We start from the raw sequence: 16,303 nt of genomic DNA, 5'->3' as shown, positions 1-16,303 counted from the left end.
TTGGCCGTAACCTCCCCGCCGTGCAAGACCCCGCCCCGGCGACACCGCGACGGGCTGATACGCCCCGCCCGGCACCGGGCAGGCATCCGGGGCATGACCGTCCTCGTCGGAACCTCTGGCTGGCAGTACAAGGACTGGCGCGAGGTCCTCTACCCACCGGACCGGCCGCAGCGGCTGTGGCTGGAGGAGTACGCGCGGCAGTTCGCCACCGTCGAGAGCAACGCCGCCTTCTACCGGCTGCCCGAGGAGAAGACCTTCGCCGACTGGCGGGAGCGGACCCCCAACGGCTTCGTGATGGCCGTCAAGGCCAGCCGCTATCTGACCCACATCAAGCGGCTGCGCGAGCCGGCGGAGCCGGTCGGGCGGCTGATGTCGCGAGCCGCGGCCCTCGGCCCGCGACTCGGCCCCGTCCTGCTCCAACTGCCGCCCACGCTGCACGCCGACGCCGCGCTGCTGGACGACTGCCTCGGCTGCTTCCCGGCCGGTACCCGGGTGGCCGTCGAGCCGCGTCACGACTCGTGGTGGACCGAGGAGATCCGCACCGTCCTGGAGCGCCGGGGTGCCGCGCTGTGCTGGGCGGACCGGGGCTCCCGGCCCGTGACACCGCTCTGGCGGACCGCCGGCTGGGGGTATCTGCGCTTCCACGAGGGCCGCGCACAGCCCTCTCCGCGCTACGGAGCGCAGGCGCTGGCCACCTGGGCGCGGCGGATCGCCGACACCTGGCCGGACCGGGCCGAGGTCTATGCGTACTTCAACAACGACGTCGGCGCGGCGGCCGTCCTGGACGCCGTCCGCTTCGCCCGCGCCGCCGAGGCCGCGGGCCGCTCGGTGAGCCGTACGCCGTCCGGGCGTGGCTCCGCCCGTTGAGCGCGGGCCGGGGATATATCTGCGCTCGTACCGCTGGGCGAGCTGACGAGGTGGCATACGGTGATCCGCAGACGGGTGGTGGTCTCCGGAGCAGTGCAGGGCGTGTTCTTCCGCGACACCTGCCGGCGCACGGCGGACGCGCACGAAGTGGCCGGCTGGGTGCGCAACCTCCCGGACGGAACGGTGGAGGCGGTGTTCGAGGGGGAGCCCGAGCGGGTCCGGGAACTGGTGGAGTGGGCGCACCAGGGCCCTCCCACGGCGCTGGTCGACGCGGTGTCCGTACATCAGGAAGCGCCGGAGGGCCTGCCCGGCTTCGAGATCCGGCCGACGCCCGGCGGCGGGTTCTAGGCTCTGGCCCCGGAGAGGCCCCGGGCGGCCCCTACACGGTGGCCTCGCGGGCGGTCGCGCCCGCGGCGACGAGGAGGGCCGCGGTCTCGGTGTGGGAGGCGTCGCTCGCCCAGTCCAGGGGGGTGCGGCCGGTGCCGTGGTCTTCGCGGAGGTTCGGATCGGCGCCGTGCGCCAGCAGCTCGCGCACGGTCGCGGTGTGCCCCCAGCACGCCGCCGCGCACAGGGGTGTGCCCTCCGAGCCGAGACCGCCGCTCTCGGTGTCAGGGGCCGCCCCGGCCACCAGGAGCAGGCGGGCGATCTGTGCCGACCCGTTCACGGAGGCCTGGTACAGCGGGGTGGTGCCTCCGTAGTCCCCTCGCTCCGGGTCGGCTCCGGCCCGCAGCAGTGCCGCCACGCGGGCGGTGTCACGCAGCCAGATCGCCCCGAAGAGACGCCGGGTGAGTTTCTTCCGCTTGCGCTGGTTCATGGGGGCCGAGGTTAGCGACCGGGTGCGCGGCGGGGCCAGCCGATATCCGCGCGCCGTAGGTGAGCCGGCCGGGGGCGTGCCGCGGAGTCTCAGAGGTACAGCCCCGCATCGGCTCCCGGGTCCTGGGCCGGGACCGACGCGGGCCCGGTGCCGCGCCGGAGCGCGTACAGCTCGGCCAGGGTGGCGCCGTCGCGGCCGATGCCGCGGTCCGCGCCGAGCCAGTTGACCGCTTCGGGGCGGGTCAGCGGGCCGACCTCGATACGGGCCAGACAGCGGCCGGGGCGCACCACCGCCGGGTGCATCCGCTCCAGGTCCTCGTTGGTGGTGACGCCGACCAGGACGTTGCGCCCCTGGCCCAGCAGCCCGTCCGTGAGGTTGAGCAGCCGCGACAGCGCCTGGCCGGCGGCGTGCTTGGCCTCGCCGCGGATCAGCTCGTCGCAGTCCTCCAGGAGCAGCAGCCGCCAGCGGCCCTTTCCGGCGGAGTCGTCCTCGCCGATCGCGATGTCCATCAGATAGCCGACGTCGTTGAACAGCCGCTCCGGGTCCAGGACGCAGTCCACCTGGCACCATTCGCGCCAGGAGCGGGCCAGGGTGCGCAGCGCGGAGGTCTTGCCGGTACCGGGCGGGCCGTGCAGCAGGAGCAGCCGGCCGGCGATCTCCGCGGGCACCACCTTCATCAGCCCGTCCATCGCCTCGGCCACCGGTGCGGTGTAGTTGGGCCGGATCTCCTGCCAGGTCCCGGCGGAGATCTGCCGGGAGGTGCGGTGCGGCCCGCGGCGCGGGGAGAAGTACCAAAAGCCCATCGGGACGTTCTCCGGCTGCGGCTCCGGTGCGTCCTCGGCGCCGTCCGCGGCCTGTCCCAGCACCTTCTCGGCCAGTTCGTCGGTGACGGCGGTGACCGTCACGTCGGCGCCGCGGTTCCAGCGGGAGACCAGCAGGGTGTAGCCGTCGCCCTCGGCGAGCGTGGCGCTGCGGTCCTCGTCCTTGGCCGAGCGCACGATCCGTGCGCCCGGCGGCAGCAGCGTCAGCCCGGACCTCACCCGGTCCACCGACCGGCTGCGGGAGTACGGCTGCTCGCCCGTGGCGAACCGGCCCAGGAGGAGCGCATCGATGACGTCGGACGGCGAATCGCTGTCGTCCAGGGTCAGACGGAGCGGAAGGGAGTCCTCCGCGGCGGACGGCTGGACGTGATCGGCACACATGACGCCATGATCCGCCACCGCCGCCCGCCGCGTACACGGATTATCGCCTCCGGTGTTTCTCGGTACGGAACGGGACCGGTAATCCGAAAACCGGGCTTACCGGGCGGTTGGCCCGCTAATCTCCCTTTATGCGACGTCATGGTGGGGAACGTCAGACAGCGGTCTTCGTCGTCGTGGCGGGGGTGGCCGCGCTGGCGATGGCGCTGGTCACGCTGGTCATGTGCACCGCTCCGGGGCAGCGGGACCGCGACGCCAAGGGGCGTTCGCCGGTGCGGGCCGCCGGGCCGGCCGTGGGCTGGGGGTTCACCCACACCCAGTTCAGCGCGGACCAGGGCGCCGGGCCGGCCCGGGACCGGGCCGCCCGGCTGCTGTCCGACCGCCCGATGCCGCAGAACCAGCACATCATGGGCTGGGGCGCACAGAACCCCGAACCGAGCCCGGGCCGCTACGACTTCGCCGACCTCGACCGCCGGATCGCGCTGATCCGGCGCACCGGCGGCACCCCCGTGGTGACCCTGTGCTGCGCGCCGGACTGGATGAAGGGCGGCGCGGCGGGCGGGACCGACTGGGACGCCCTGGAGAAGGCCCCCGACCCGGCGCACTACGCGGACTTCGCGGCCCTCGCCGGAAGGATCGCCCGGCGCTATCCGGACGTCCGCCACTTCGTCGTCTGGAACGAGTTCAAGGGCTTCTTCGACGATTCGAAGGGACGCTGGGACTACGAGGGATACACCCGCCTGTACAACCTCGTCCACAAGGAGCTGAAGGAGGCCGACGCCGGAAACCAGGTGGGCGGACCCTATCTGGTGATGGACAGCCATGTGCCGGGCGACGACACCTACGCGTCCCGCCTCAAGGGCCCGTGGGGCAGCATCGACCAGCGCACGCTCGACGCCTTCGACTACTGGAACCGGCACAAGGCCGGCGCGGACTTCGTGGTCGTCGACGGCTCCAGCTACAGCAAGGACGACCGCTACGCCCCGGGCCCGTTCACCGCCGCCCGGAAGTTCGCCGATGTGGGGCGGTGGCTGCGCGAGGAGACCGGGCTGCCGCTGTGGTGGGCCGAGTGGTACGTCGAGATCACCGACGACGGTGCGCGCGACGGCGGGGGAGAGCGGGCCGGGTGGAGCGAGCGGCGCCGCGTCGCCGCGCAGGCCACGGCGCTGGTCGAGATGGCGGCGGGCGGCGCCACCAGCGGCTTCTACTGGAACCCGGAGACCGAGGGCGCCCACTGCCCCGGCTGCCTGTGGACCAGCACCGAACAGGACGACGGGGGACGGGAGTTGCCGATGATGACGCTGCTGTCCCGCTTCTCCCGTGCCTTCCCGCCCACGGCCCGGCCGCGGGAGTTCGACGCCGGCGACACCAGGATCCTGGGGCTGGCCGACGACCGCACGGCGCTGCTGGTGAACACCGCCGACCGCCGCGGTACGGCGACGGTCGACGGGGAGGACCTCACGCTGGACGGGTACGAGGTGCGCTGGGTCGACCGCTCCTGAAAGCCGGGCGCGAGGAGAGCCGGCCACCCGCCCCGGCCCCGATTCCGGCCCCGGTCCCGGTCCTACGACAGCGTCATGAACCGCTGCACCAGCGACGCCAGGAACACCAGTAGCAACGGCATCGCGAACCAGAACATCCCCTGGACCCAGTGCCGTCGACGCGCACTCGGCGACATCGCGACCCGGAGCACCTCGCGGGCCGCCAGCACCACGACCAGTGCCGACAGCGCCAGCGCGCCGAACACCGTCCACGGCGTCCAGGTCACCTTCGGGCCGGCCGGGCCGGGACGGGGCGGTGCCACCTCGCCCGCCGGCCGCCGCGCCGGCTCGTACACCGCCGCATGCTCGTTGGACAGCACCCGCCGGAGGTCGTCCCGCCGGTCCAGCGCGGTGCGCAGCCGCCGCTCCCAGTCCGCCGGGTACCCCGAGTCCAGCCGCAGCGACTCCGACTGGCCGTGGTTGACGATCAGATACGACCGCGGTCCGGCGTCCCGCAGGGCGGTGACGAGGGGGCCGACCCGGGCCGGATCGCGCGGCGCCAGGACCGGTTCGTACTGCACCCGCTCCATGTCCCTGGCGCCCCAGGGCATCGCCGGGGTGACGCTGTCGACGGGGTCGTGGCTCGGCCACAGCAGCCGCACCGTCGGACGGTCGTGCGCGTAGACGTAGTCCATCGCCGCGACCTCGCCCGGCCGAATCCGCTCGAAGGGCTCGTTGCCCCAGCGCGCGACGAGGAAGCCGCCGGCCAGGAGCAGCCCCGTCAGCAGCGCGGCGAGCGGCCCGAGCCCCCCTCGGGCGTCCGTACCGCGCGGGAACAGCGCCAGCGCCGCCAGCACACAGGCACCGGGCAGCGCGAACAGAAAGACCCGCAGCGCCATTTCGCCGCCGTAGGACTGCATCGCGAACGCGAGGAAGGGCACGAACGCCAGGGTCAGCAGCGAGCGTTCGGTGAACCCCGCCGCCCGCCGCCGCAGCGCCCCGAGGCAGGCCAGCGCCAGCACCCCGCCCGCCAGCGCCACCCGGACGTACAGCACCAGCTTGTGGGTGGGCTCACCGCCCCCGATCCGGTCCGTCACCGACGAGGAGACATTGCCGCCGATGCCCCCGAGCCCGCCGAACAGCTCGTCGAAGTGGCCCGACCAGTAGGGCTCGGCCCAGAACCCCACCCACGCGGCGACCAGGACGCCCAGCAGCAGCGGCAGTCCGCGCAGGGTGGAGCGGCGGACGAGCACCAGCACGGTCAGCACGCCGAGCATCACGAACGGGGTGAGCTGGTGGGCCGCCACCGACGCCGCGAACAGCGCGATCAGCGTGCTGAGCAGCACCGCGAGCTGGGCGCGGGCCGCCGGCTGCGGCTCCGCCTCGCCCGGCCGCCGCCCGGACCCCGCCGCCGCGGCCGCCGGCCGGGTAAGGAACCACACCAGCAGGATCGCCACGAACGCCAGGTAGAGGAGGTAGGTGAACCCCTGCGGGGAGAAGTAGTCCTGGCCGACCCAGCCGCACAGCGCGAACAGCCAGGCCGCGCACCACTTCGCCCGCCAGCTCGCCCGTACCGCCTTCAGGAGCAGGAACAGCGGTGCCAGGTACAGCAGTTGGAGGGTCGGCGGCCACCAGCGCAGGACCTCGGTGAAGTCGGTGACGCCGCACGCCCCGGCGAGGAACTGCACGCCGGCGAAGAAGCCCGGCCAGCTCCAGCGGGCGTCCAGGTCCGGTACCGCGGTGCCGGTCCTGCCGAGGTGGTCGAGGAAACCCAGATGCTGCCAGGCGGTGGGGAAGCGCGGCTCGGTCTCCAGGACGGCCGGGAGCGCGTGCAGGGACACCACGGTCAGCACCAGTACGGCGGTGAGCAGGGCGCGGCGCGGGGTGGGCAGCCACAGCGCCCAGGCGTACGCCGCCACCAGCAGGACGACGCCGGCCAGTGTCGCCGCGGGCAGCACCGAGATCAGGCCCAGCCCCGTCATGCGGTCCAGGTCGGCGTCGCCCATGCCGCGCAGCGGCAGCCAGAACAGCGCCGGGGCGGCGGCGAGCAGCGCCCATCCGACCGCGGCGGGCCGCCGCCCCGAGCCGGGGGAGCGTGCGCCGCCGCCGGGAGCCTTGGCGACCGGGGCCGGGCCTGCGCCGGGGGCCGTCTCGAACGCCCCGGCGCCGTCGCCGAGATCCCCGTACACCGCCAGATCCGCCAGGTCGCCGTCCGGGGCCAGACCGTCCGCGGGGATCCGGGCCGGCGCTGCGGTCGCCACCCGCCCGCGCAGCACCCGGCGCAGCCGTCCGCTCGCGATCGCGACGATCACCGCCAGGCTGGCGATCTCGGCGACGCCGGCCCCGGTCAGCCCCATCCGCGGCAGCAGCACCAGCGTCAGCCCGAGCACCAGCACACACAGCAGGCCCTGCAGGGCGGCCAGTCCGGACGTCCGGCTCTGGGCGCGCAGCACCGCGAAGTGGACCTCCATCACCACGCGCAGCGCGGCGCCCACCGCGAAGCAGCGCAGCAGCGGCGTGGCCGCCTCCGCGTACCCCGGCCCGAACAAGCCGAGGAGGTGGGGCGCGCAGACGAACAGCGCGAGGCAGACCGGGACCATGATGCGGGCCATCCGCCGCAGCGCGGCCCGGGTGTGGGCGGCGAGCTGCGCCGGATCGTGCGCGCCCTCCACGGTCAGCGAGGCGCCCATGTTGAGGGCCAGCAGATTGACCGTGCCGCCGATGGTGGTGGCGATGTAGAAGTACGCGTTGTCCGCCGCACCGACCTGGGAGGCCACCAGGACCGGGACGAGGTAGACCACGGCGAGGGAGAACAGCGAGCCGGTGTAGTCGCCGGCCAGGAAGCGGCCCGTCTCCCGCAGCGACGGGGGGCGGGCGGTGCGCCGCGTGGTCCGTACGTGCCGGGGGATCAGCCGCCGGAACACCAGCCAGGCGAGCGGGACGACGGAGACCGCGATCGCCGCGACCCAGGAGACGAACACCCCGGCGGTGGGGATCGCGGCGGCGAAGACCACCAGCAGCCCCAGCTTCACCGCGGAGAAGGCGAGATTGCCCACCGGCACCCACAGCGCGCTGCGCAGCCCGGTCAGCACGCCGTCCTGGAGGGTGAGCAGCGACCAGGCGACCACGGCCAGGACGAACCCCAGGCCGTTGAGGGTGCCGTGCAGAAACCGGTAGGAGGGGCCCCACAGGTCGAGGGTGAGCAGGAAGCCGGTGGCGGCGATCGCCACCACGACCGAACTTCCCCCGTACGTCCGCAGCACCAGCCGCCGGGTGGTGCGGCCGGAGACCGGGATGAAGCGGGCCAGCGCACCGGTGAGGGTGACCGCGGTCAGCCCCGCCAGCAGCTTCATCGCGGCGATCGCCGCCGAGCCCTGACCGACCGCGGACTCCGTGTAGAAACGGGCCGCGACCAGCCAGAACCCCAGACCGAGCAGCCCGGAGACGCCGGTGTTGAGCATCAGCGCATAGGCGTTGCGGAACAGCGGACTGCCGCCGTCCCGCCCGCCCGGCCGCGGTGGCCCTTCCTCCGTGCGCTCCTCGGCCTTGGTGGTGGTGTCGGACACCGGCTCAACTGCCCCTTCTTCCGCCGCGGGGAGGCCGCGGCGGGCTCGGCGTCAGCGGCCCGGCGTGCACAGCCGGACCGCCTGTCGTGATCTGCGGACGACCGCGTACCCCTTGGTGAGCACCCGGTCCCGGGCGAAGGCGCGGACGAGCCCGCGGCCCTCGACGATCCGGGCGAACTCCTCGGTGCCGGTGTCCCGCCGCACCGTCAACCGCGCCAGCGCGTACGGCCCCTGACGGCGTGCCGCCGGTGCATTGCCCACCGCGAGCGCCTGCCGGAACCCCAGCCCGCGCACGATCCGCCGCACCCTGCGGCCGGAGTGGCCGTAGGGGTAGGCGAAGGACTCGGGCGCCGTTCCCACCTCGTCGGCGATGATCTCCTTGCAGCGCAGCACCTCGTGCCGCAGCCGCTCGTCGCCGAGGCCGTCCAGAGGGGGATGGCGGTGGCTGTGCCCGCCGATCTCCACCCCGGCTCCGGCCAGTTTCCGCACCTGGTCCCAGTCGAGCATGGTGTCCAACGCGCCCCCGGTGCCGTACGGGCCGCGCAGCCAGCCCGTGGTGACGAAGAGGGTGGCCGGGAAGCCGTGCCGGGCCAGGGCCGGCAGCGCGTGCCGGTACACGCCCTCGTAGCCGTCGTCGAAGGTGATCAGCACCGGTCGCTCCGGAAGCGGGCCGCCGCCCCGCCAGGCCGCCGCGAGCGCGGCGGCGGTCAGCGGGGTGAAGCCGCCGTCGGCCAGGACCGCCAGCTGCTCCTCGAACGCGGCGGGCGTCACCGACAGCTCCCGTACGGCCGGTGCCGGGGCCACGGTCACCGCGTGGTACATCAGGATCGGCACCGTGCCCGGTCTGCCGCTCATGCCGCCGCCCCTTCGTGCGCCGCGGCCGTCGCCGCGTCGCCGCCGGGCCCGCCGACTCGGGTGCCGGGAAGGGGAGTTCGCCTCCGGCGTGCCCGCAGCGTGCCCCAGGCGTAGCCGGCCGCGGCGGCCGCCGTGCCGGCCACGATCGCGCCCGCCCGGCCGGCCCCGCCGGGCCGGCCCAGCAGCGCGTCCCGTACCCCGCGCAGCACCCCGGCGGGCAGCACCCGGGCGGTGTGGCGGCGCTCGGCCGCCAGCCCGTCCCGCGTGCCGACACTCCGCGCCACCAGCGCCTTGGACAGCCCCTCGGCGTACGCCCGGCTGCGGAAGTAGCCGAACCGCTGCCGCGCGGCCGGCACCCGGTGGTGGATCACCGACCGGTCGTCGATCAGCAGCACCGCGTCCGGTATCAGCCGCGAGATCCGGATGCACAGCTCGGTCTCCTCGCCCCCGAGGGGCCGCCGGTCGCCGTCCCGCCCGATCCCGGTCGCGAAGCCGCCGGCGAGGTCGAACGCCACCCTGCGGAAGGAGGCGTTGCCGCCCAGCACGTTGCGCACCCGCACCTTCCCCGGCGGCAGACCGCGGTAGGTGCAGCCGACCACCCAGTCGAACTCCTCGGGGAACCACACCGGGCGGCGGCCCGACTCCCAGGCCGGTTCGGTACGCCCGCCGACCGCCATCACCGCCGGGTCGGCGTACGCCGCGGCGAAGTGGCGCAGCCAGTCCCGCTCGGCCACCGCGTCGTCGTCCAGGAAGGCGATGACCTCGCCGTCGGCGGCGGCGATACCGGTGTTGCGCCCCGCGGAGAGTCCGCGGGGTCCCGAATTGGCCATGATCAGCAGCGGAGTCGGCGGCGCGCCCGGCGCGTTCGCGCCCCTGCGGGCGCCGCCGAAATGCCCCCTGAGCCGGTCGAGCAGCCGCTGGTGGTGGTCCACCACCAGCAGCAGCTCATGGGCGGGATGGGACTGCGCGCGGACGGATTCCACCGCGGCCAGGATGTCGTCCCACCGGTCCTCGGTGTGGACGCAGATCACGACGGAGATCCGCAACGCAGGGCCGACCGCCGGTCTCCGGGGGTTCACAGCGCGTCCCCGGTGATCAGCGCCGGCCGGGCGACCCGCCTGCGCCGGGTGCCCCGCTCGCGCAGGATCACCCGCAGCACCCGCAGCCCGTCGCGCACCGCCCGCAGATTGCTCACGCCGTGGATGCGGTTGTACTCGTGGCTGGGGATCTCCTGCACCCGCAGCCCGGCCTTGACCACCCGGACGTTCATCAGCGTCTCGACCTCGAACCCCGCGCAGTCCAGGGCGATCTCGTCCAGGCAGTGCCGCCAGAAGGCGTTGTAGCCGTAGCAGAGATCGGTGTAGCGGGCGCCGAACTTGGCGTTGACGACGGCGGTCAGCACGCGGTTGCCGAGCTTGCGGACCGGGGTCATGTCGTCCGTGCCGCCGCCGTTGGCGAACCGCGAGCCCTTGGCGAAGTCGGCCCCGGAGACCAGCGCGGAGACATAGCTGACGATCTCGCCGCCGTCGGCCGAGCCGTCCGCGTCGACCATCACGATGATCTCGCCGGTGCAGGCCGCGAAGCCGCTGATCAGCGCGTCGCCCTTGCCCTTTCCGCGCTGCGGTACGACGGTGACGTCCGGCCGCAGCTCCCGGGCGACGCGGACCGTGTCGTCGGTGGAGTTCCCGTCGACCAGGATCACTTCATGAATCCAGTCCGGCAGGGTCTTGAAGACGTACGGGAGGTTCTCCGCCTCGTTCATCGCCGGAATGACGACGCTGACCGGCGGTGCGATGGCCAGATGCGAGGAAACGGGACGGTAGACGGCCTGGTCCGGCAGCAGCGTCAGCGGCGGCTCTTCCGCGTCGGCCGGGCGAAGGAACGAGCTCATGGGTTGATTTCCCTCTCGTCCGGTGGGCCGCCCACCCCCGGGGGGCCCGTGCTGGATATCCGGGTCGAAAGGGGGGTTCACACCCCGCTCCGCACGGCGGTGGCGCCGTGCGGACAGGGCGAGCTGGCATGCGTGTTTCCGGACGCGCGGCTCGTGCTCCGGACCTCGGCACGCCGTGATCGGCAAACCGGGACCGAGCGCACCAGACCCCCCCAACCGCGCACCGCACCGGGCGCTCCATCGTGTCGCCGAGCCCTCCCCTGGAGCCGCCTTGCGATGATCGTCCGATGCGGGTGGATGTGCGACGGTATTGATGAATGGGACTGTAAGGCAAGGAGTTCCACGCCAAATACTGTTTGGCGCAATTGGCCGGTACGCACTGATGTACGCCGATATTCATGCACCGGCGTACGCCTCTCCTGCGCCGTCTCGTATACGGCGGAATTTCCGGGCGCGGGGTCCGGGCGAATTCACCGCCCCGACCGGATCCGCCCCACCCGCTTGAGCAGGCGGTCCGCCGGCTCGAAGAGCTCCGGCCGGGCCAGCACCGCGTTGCGCAGCGCACGCACCGGCGCACGGCGGGCCCGGTGCCCCAGGGCGACCGGGTGGCGCCGCATCACCCATCCCTCGGACACCAGTAGTTCACGGGTCTTGAGGGAGTCCTTGTAGCCCTTCGCCCCGCGCCCCAGATCGAGATAGGCCAGCGAGTCCGCGGCCGCCGCCTGCGCCATCCGCATGTGCAGCACCAGGCCCGGCGAGTACTTCGCGAACCGCGGGTCGTAGGCCGGGAACCAGCAGGCGAGCACGGACGGCGAGCGCAGCCCGAAGTGCGCCGCGACCGGCCGCCCACCGGCGTACAGCACCGAAAGCAGACCCGCGAAGGAGTCCGTACGGCTGTGGAACAGCTGTTGCACGAGCCGGACGATCCAGGGGTGCGCGAAGCGGTCGCCGCGCCCCGTCCTGCGGTACTGGGCCGACTTCCAGCGCATCAGCGTGCGCAGCGCCGCCGGGTCGCGCTCGTCGTGGACGTAGCGCACCGCTCCGACGTCCCGGCCGAGCCGGCGCTCCTTGGCGAGGGTGGTGCGGGTGAACTTCGGCGACCGCGCCCGCAGCCCGGCCAGATACGCCTCGAAGCCCTGGTCCACGTCGATGACGGGCGAGGCGTGCCGCCCGAACGAGGGCGTCTCGAAGGTGCGCTGGCCCTCCACCAGGTGGTCGAACTCCAGCACCGACAGTCCGCAGGCCCGCAGCAGCTCCTGGGCGCCGCACCGGAATCCGGGCCGGTGCACCAGCCCCTGCGCGTCGGAGACGCCCAGCCCGATCGCCCGCCCGACACCGAGCGCCGAGCGCTGGAAGGGCAGGAACGCCGCCGGGGCGCCGTCCTGGTGGACCACGGCGATGCGTACACCACCCCGGGAGCGGCCCACGGCCAGCGCGAACTCGGGGGCCAGGAACGGGTTCGCCAGCTGCGGCGCCCCCAGGGACCGGGCCTCGGCCTGCAGGGCGGTCCAGGCGCTGCGCTCGGCCTCGGCCAGCCGGCCGGGGCGGTACACCGCGAGATCCACCTCAGTCCGCCCGCCGTCCGGACGTGCGGCCGGACCGGTGCCGCAGCGCGCTCCACAGCAGCACCGCGCCGCTGAACGCCGTCACCACGAGCACCCCGCCGCGTACCGACCACAGATGCAGCGCGAGCATGGCCTGCGCCACCAGCAGATCGACGGCCAGCGCACCGGCGCCGGCGGCCACCGCGCGGCCCAGGGGATCGGTTCGGCCCAGTGCCGCGGCGATCGCCGCGGCCGGCGCCATCAGCAGGAAGAAGAAGGTGAACGGCGCGCGGAGCGGCGAGCCGATGTCGGCGAGCGCGAGCACGGCCCCCACCCCGCCGATTCCGGCCGCCACTCCCGCGAGCAGCGAGACGGCGGTGCCCGCCGGCCGCTCGTCGGGTGGTGGCGGCTCGTACGAGTCCTTGCCGTCGATGGTGTCGGTGCGCATTGGCAGCTCTGCCCCCCGTACCGCCGGATGCCGGGCCTCAATGTCGCGCAACGCCCAGAGCACCGTCAAGACACGAAGAAGGCCGGAAACCTACGCAACCCGACGGGGGGTATGGGCACCCGCGGGCCGCCCACAGACGGCGCAATGGCGGGCCGGAGGACCGGCCGTCCGGAGACTGGGGGAGCAAGCGCTGGGGCCGATCCGACCCTGATCCAGCGGACACGCCCCCAGGTCAGGAGCCCGGTGGAAGGAGTCGCGTCGGTGGAGCCGCCGAGTGGGAGCGCGCTCACGGTGATCATGGTGGGGCTGACCGTGGCCACCGGTGTGCTCGACGCCGTCAGCTTTCTGACGCTCGGTCAGGTCTTCACCGCCACCCAGACCGGCAATCTGCTCTTCCTCGGCTTCGGCATCGCCGGGCAGGGCGGGCTGCCGGTGGCCGCCACGGCGGTCTCGATCGGCGCCTTCCTGCTGGGTGCGGCGCTCGGGGCCCGGCTGGAGTCGACGCTGGCCGCGGGGCAGCGCCCGTGGTTCCCGGCCGCGCTCGTCGCGGAGGCGGCGCTGCTGTTCGCGGCGGCGGTGGCGGCCTGGGAGGACGGCCCCGGGCCGGTGCTCGGCCGGCGCCATGTCGTCGTCGGACTGATGGCGGTGGCGATGGGCATGCGCAACGTCACCAGCATGCGGGCCGCGGCCCCGGACCTGACCACCACCGTGGAGACCCGGGCGATGGCGGCCCTGGTCAGCGGGTCGCTGCTGGGGCACGACAGGAAGCTGGGGTACGGCTCCCATGCCGGGGCCCGCCGGCTGGCCTCCGTGACCGCGATGTTCGCCGGCGGTCTCCTGGGCGCCGGTCTGCTCGGCCTGGGCACGCGGCCGACGCTGGTGATCCTGCTGGTGGCGGTGTTCGTCGCGGCCACCGCCTTCCTGATGTACGGCCTCACCCACGGCCCTCGCCCCAATGGGGGCTGACGCCGCGCACCCGCGCCGGCCGCCGAAGCCGTGCCGGGCCCCGGACGGCGCACCGCCGCCCGGGGCCCTTGTGAGCACGAGGGGTCACACCGCCCCTACGGGACGATCTTCAGCAGCTTGTTGGGCGAGCCGCTGCCCGGGTTGGTCACCACCCCCGAGGTGGCGCCGTTCGTCAGGGCCGTGGCGACCTGCGCCGGGGTGGCGGTCGGGTGGCCGGCCAGGTAGACCGCGGCCGCACCGGTCACATGCGGGGTGGCCATCGAGGTGCCGGAGATGGTGTTGGTGGCCGAGTCGCCGGTGTTCCAGGCGCTGGTGATGGAGCTGCCGGGCGCGAAGATGTCCACCCTCGAGCCGTAGTTGGAGAAGGACGAGCGGACGTCGGTGGAGGTGGTCGAACCGACCGTGATGGCCTCCGGGACCCGGGCGGGGGAGTAGTTCTGGGCGTTGGCCCCCGAATTGCCGGCGGCGACGGCGTACGTCACCCCGCTCTTGATGGAGTTCTGCACGGCGGCGTCCAGGGCCGCGTCCGGGCCGCCGCCCAGCGACACGTTCGCCACCGACGGGCCGCTGTGGTTCCTGGTGACCCAGTCGATGCCCGCGACGACCTGGGCGGTGGTGCCGGAGCCGGAGTCGTTCAGCACCCGCACCGCCACGACCTTCGCCTTCTTGGCGACGCCGTACGCCGTGCCGGCCGCGTTCGCCGCGACATGGGTGCCGTGGCCGTTGCCGTCCTGCGCCACGTTGTCGTTGTCGATCGCGTCGTAGCCGTTCACCGCCCGGCCGCCGAAGTCCTGGTGTGTCACGCGTACGCCGGTGTCGATGACGTAGACGGTGGCACCGGCGCCGGCGCTGTCGGGGTAGCTGTACTTCTTGTCGAGCGGCAGCTTGGCCTGGTCGATCCGGTCCAGGCCCCAGGACGGCGGGTTGGTCTGGGTGCCCAGGGCGTGCACGGTGCGGTCCTGGAAGACCTTGTCGACCGCCGGGTCGGCGGCCAGCGCTCTGGCCGCCCGCGCGGAGAGGCTGGCGGAGTAGCCGTTGAGTGCGGCGGTGTAGGTCCGCCGCACCGTTCCGCCGTACTCGGATATCAGGCCTCTGCCGCCGGCCGAGGCGGCCTTGAGGCCGGCCGAGTGCTTCAGCGTGACGATATAGCTGCCGGGCACCGCGTCCGGGGCGCCGGCTCCCACGACGGTGCCCTCGGCGGGCGCCGCGTGGGCGGGGAAGGCGAGGGTGCCCAGGGCGGCGGCCGCGGTGGTCGCGGCCAGCGCCGTGGCGATCCGCAGCGTGGTCGAACGCCGCGGGGTGGTGCGGGATGTGGTGGAACGCATCACTGCCATCGCGAGGGAGTCCTCCTCATCGGTGGCGCGCCGTGGTGCGCGCGCAGGGGGTTGCGTACGGGTTCGTACGCACCTTGGGGCGGTGGGGGAGTCCGTTGAACCGTTGACCGCCCGTCAAAAAGATTCGCGGGCTTCGAACACGGGCGGCAAGGGTTCTGTCGGGATGTCATATGCACGTCACGGCAAAGCAATGACATGGCAGTGAACATCCGCCCCAATCCGGAGATTTGCCGTGAACTGCGAAATGACTTTTGACATGAACACTTCCGACAGTCCGTGAATCTTGCTACGACGGATATGGCAGAGATCCTGCTAAGGGAGGTTCCATGAGACTGTCCCGATTCGCGGCCCTGACGTCCGCCTTCTTCGTCACCACGGCGCTCGCGCTCACCGGCGCGAGCGCCGCCGCGTCCGCCCAACTCCCCACCGCAACCGGCTATGTGGCCCTCGGCGACTCGTACTCCTCGGGCGTCGGGGCCGGCAGCTATGACGGCACCAGTGGCTCCTGCAAGCGCAGCACCAAGGCCTATCCGGCCCTCTGGAGCGCCGCGCACTCCCCCTCCTCGTTCGCCTTCACCGCCTGTTCCGGAGCCCGAACGGGTGATGTGGTGAACGGTCAGCTCGGCCCGCTCAACGCCTCCACCGGTCTGGTCAGCATCACCATCGGCGGCAACGACGCCGGTTTCGCCGACACCATGACGACCTGCGCGCTCCAGGGCGAGAGCGCCTGCCTGGCCCGTGTCGCACAGGCCAGGACCTATATCGACAACACCCTGCCCGGCAAGCTCGACACCGTGTACGACGCGATCGACCAGAAGGCCCCGAACGCCCGCGTGGTGGTCCTGGGCTATCCGCGCTTCTACAAACTCGGCGGAAGCTGCGTGGGCGGCCTCTCCGAGAAGTCCCGGTCCGCGATCAACGCCGCCGCCGACGCCATCAACGGCGTCACCGCCAAGCGCGCCGCCGACCACGGTTTCGCCTTCGGCGACGTCAACACCACCTTCGCCGGCCATGAGCTGTGCTCGGGCAGCGCCTGGCTGCGCAGCGTGACCTTTCCCGTCGACGAGTCCTACCACCCCACCGCCGCCGGTCAGTCCGGCGGGTATCAGCCGGTGTTCGCCGCCACCGCGTGACGACCCGCACACCGGGCGCCGGGGAGGGGTCGTGAGATCCCGGTCTCTCCCCGGGCGTTCCGGTGCCCCGTCGGCGGCTCCCGAAGGTCCCCGCCGAAGCCCGACGGTCCCTCAACTCGCCCTGGTACGCGCCTTGTACGTGACATTCCGTATGGTGTTCGTCAACGTCAAGGCGAGGCAGGTGAATCCGTTGACCGGTCTGCAC

General features: G+C 73.2%; 14 protein-coding genes. 5 read left to right on the top strand and 9 right to left on the bottom strand.

Annotated elements, in window-relative coordinates:
* The first annotated feature begins 93 nt into the window (after positions 1-93).
* Together AC0680_RS25355 and AC0680_RS25350 are read left to right on the top strand one after the other, a co-directional pair.
* Positions 94-867 carry a DUF72 domain-containing protein gene (locus AC0680_RS25355; RefSeq protein WP_478632749.1) on the top strand — a complete coding sequence of 258 codons (774 nt, stop codon included), beginning with the start codon at positions 94-96 and terminating at the stop codon, positions 865-867.
* A gap of 60 nt (positions 868-927) precedes the next feature.
* Positions 928-1,215 carry an acylphosphatase gene (locus tag AC0680_RS25350; RefSeq protein ID WP_478632748.1) on the top strand — a complete coding sequence of 96 codons (288 nt, stop codon included), beginning with the start codon at positions 928-930 and terminating at the stop codon, positions 1,213-1,215.
* Between the two features lie 31 nt (positions 1,216-1,246).
* Here AC0680_RS25350 and AC0680_RS25345 read toward each other — a convergent pair whose 3' ends face one another.
* Both AC0680_RS25345 and AC0680_RS25340 read right to left on the bottom strand, forming a co-directional pair.
* On the bottom strand, positions 1,247-1,681 hold the full coding sequence (locus tag AC0680_RS25345) for an ankyrin repeat domain-containing protein (RefSeq protein ID WP_478632745.1): 435 nt from the start codon (positions 1,679-1,681) through the stop codon (positions 1,247-1,249).
* Between the two features lie 89 nt (positions 1,682-1,770).
* Positions 1,771-2,883 (bottom strand): DUF5925 domain-containing protein, encoded by a 1,113-nt coding sequence (locus AC0680_RS25340; RefSeq protein ID WP_478632744.1) that lies wholly within the window; start codon positions 2,881-2,883, stop codon positions 1,771-1,773.
* A 128-nt stretch (positions 2,884-3,011) separates the two neighbouring features.
* Here AC0680_RS25340 and AC0680_RS25335 point away from each other — a divergent pair, with 128 nt between their 5' ends.
* Complete coding sequence (locus AC0680_RS25335; RefSeq protein ID WP_478632741.1) at positions 3,012-4,382, top strand: xylan 1,4-beta-xylosidase; 1,371 nt, start codon at positions 3,012-3,014, stop codon at positions 4,380-4,382.
* A 62-nt stretch (positions 4,383-4,444) separates the two neighbouring features.
* Here the strand turns inward: AC0680_RS25335 and AC0680_RS25330 are convergent, their stop codons facing one another.
* The 6 genes from AC0680_RS25330 to AC0680_RS25305 form a co-directional block, all read right to left on the bottom strand.
* Positions 4,445-7,927 (bottom strand): lipopolysaccharide biosynthesis protein, encoded by a 3,483-nt coding sequence (locus AC0680_RS25330; RefSeq protein ID WP_478632738.1) that lies wholly within the window; start codon positions 7,925-7,927, stop codon positions 4,445-4,447.
* 51 nt (positions 7,928-7,978) lie between these two features.
* Positions 7,979-8,782: a polysaccharide deacetylase family protein gene (locus AC0680_RS25325; protein ID WP_478632736.1), complete on the bottom strand. Its 804-nt coding sequence runs from the start codon at positions 8,780-8,782 to the stop codon at positions 7,979-7,981.
* On the bottom strand, positions 8,779-9,861 hold the full coding sequence (locus AC0680_RS25320) for a glycosyltransferase family 2 protein (protein WP_478632734.1): 1,083 nt from the start codon (positions 9,859-9,861) through the stop codon (positions 8,779-8,781). Before AC0680_RS25320 ends, AC0680_RS25325 begins: the two co-directional genes overlap by 4 nt.
* On the bottom strand, positions 9,858-10,673 hold the full coding sequence (locus AC0680_RS25315) for a glycosyltransferase family 2 protein (RefSeq protein ID WP_478632731.1): 816 nt from the start codon (positions 10,671-10,673) through the stop codon (positions 9,858-9,860). Before AC0680_RS25315 ends, AC0680_RS25320 begins: the two co-directional genes overlap by 4 nt.
* A 470-nt stretch (positions 10,674-11,143) precedes the next feature.
* Positions 11,144-12,238, bottom strand: coding sequence for a GNAT family N-acetyltransferase (locus AC0680_RS25310; protein WP_478632730.1), 1,095 nt, complete (start codon positions 12,236-12,238; stop codon positions 11,144-11,146).
* 1 nt (position 12,239) lies between these two features.
* Positions 12,240-12,665: a hypothetical protein gene (locus AC0680_RS25305; protein WP_478632726.1), complete on the bottom strand. Its 426-nt coding sequence runs from the start codon at positions 12,663-12,665 to the stop codon at positions 12,240-12,242.
* A 261-nt stretch (positions 12,666-12,926) separates the two neighbouring features.
* On the opposite strand from AC0680_RS25305, the gene AC0680_RS25300 reads away from it, so the two are divergent.
* Entirely contained in the window at positions 12,927-13,631 is a 705-nt protein-coding gene (locus tag AC0680_RS25300) for a YoaK family protein (RefSeq protein ID WP_478632723.1), read from the top strand.
* A gap of 95 nt (positions 13,632-13,726) precedes the next feature.
* On the opposite strand, the gene AC0680_RS25295 is transcribed toward AC0680_RS25300, so the two are convergent.
* Positions 13,727-14,965 carry a S8 family peptidase gene (locus AC0680_RS25295; RefSeq protein ID WP_478632721.1) on the bottom strand — a complete coding sequence of 413 codons (1,239 nt, stop codon included), beginning with the start codon at positions 14,963-14,965 and terminating at the stop codon, positions 13,727-13,729.
* Positions 14,966-15,291: 326 nt separating this feature from the next.
* Between AC0680_RS25295 and AC0680_RS25290 the strand changes: the two genes are divergently transcribed.
* Entirely contained in the window at positions 15,292-16,098 is an 807-nt protein-coding gene (locus AC0680_RS25290; RefSeq protein WP_478632718.1) for an SGNH/GDSL hydrolase family protein, read from the top strand.
* Positions 16,099-16,303 lie beyond the last annotated feature (205 nt).

It is taken from the genome of Streptomyces sp. NPDC043738 (genome assembly GCF_056436545.1).
The sequence above is the reverse complement of the archived record's forward strand: the minus strand, read 5'-3'. Positions and strand labels throughout refer to the sequence as shown.

What these genes read in the sequence shown, in the direction of transcription:
- AC0680_RS25340 (WP_478632744.1), bottom strand. Translation starts at nt 2,883, where the DNA reads ATGTGTGCCGATCACGTCCAGCCGTCCGCCGCGGAGGACTCCCTTCCG.
- AC0680_RS25325 (WP_478632736.1), bottom strand. Translation starts at nt 8,782, where the DNA reads ATGAGCGGCAGACCGGGCACGGTGCCGATCCTGATGTACCACGCGGTG.
- AC0680_RS25295 (WP_478632721.1), bottom strand. Translation starts at nt 14,965, where the DNA reads ATGGCAGTGATGCGTTCCACCACATCCCGCACCACCCCGCGGCGTTCG.
- AC0680_RS25355 (WP_478632749.1), top strand. Translation starts at nt 94, where the DNA reads ATGACCGTCCTCGTCGGAACCTCTGGCTGGCAGTACAAGGACTGGCGC.
- AC0680_RS25315 (WP_478632731.1), bottom strand. Translation starts at nt 10,673, where the DNA reads ATGAGCTCGTTCCTTCGCCCGGCCGACGCGGAAGAGCCGCCGCTGACG.
- AC0680_RS25335 (WP_478632741.1), top strand. Translation starts at nt 3,012, where the DNA reads ATGCGACGTCATGGTGGGGAACGTCAGACAGCGGTCTTCGTCGTCGTG.
- AC0680_RS25290 (WP_478632718.1), top strand. Translation starts at nt 15,292, where the DNA reads ATGAGACTGTCCCGATTCGCGGCCCTGACGTCCGCCTTCTTCGTCACC.
- AC0680_RS25345 (WP_478632745.1), bottom strand. Translation starts at nt 1,681, where the DNA reads ATGAACCAGCGCAAGCGGAAGAAACTCACCCGGCGTCTCTTCGGGGCG.
- AC0680_RS25305 (WP_478632726.1), bottom strand. Translation starts at nt 12,665, where the DNA reads ATGCGCACCGACACCATCGACGGCAAGGACTCGTACGAGCCGCCACCA.